Raw genomic sequence first — 201 nt, 5'->3', positions numbered from 1 at the left:
GTCGACGTAGCCGCGTTCGGCGGCCGCGTAGGGGTTGAGGAGGGCCTCCTCGTACTCGGCGATCAGTTCCTGGCGGCGGGCCTCCTGGGCGGCCGGGTCGGTGATGGCGGCCAGGGTGCGGCGGTGGAGGATGTTGACGGCGCCCTGGGCGCCCATGACGGCGATCTGGGCGGTGGGCCAGGCCAGGTTGAGGTCGGCGCC

1 protein-coding gene is annotated in these 201 nt (G+C 74.1%); it reads right to left on the bottom strand.

Features of this window, described 5'->3' with window-relative positions; genetic code table 11:
- On the bottom strand, positions 1-201 hold a 201-nt coding region (locus tag IG84_RS38675), incomplete at both ends, for a carboxyl transferase domain-containing protein (protein WP_037801524.1).

It is taken from the genome of Streptomyces ochraceiscleroticus, from assembly GCF_000720485.1.
GTDB lineage: Bacteria > Actinomycetota > Actinomycetes > Streptomycetales > Streptomycetaceae > Streptomyces > Streptomyces ochraceiscleroticus.
This window is presented reverse-complemented; position numbering and strand designations above follow the sequence as displayed.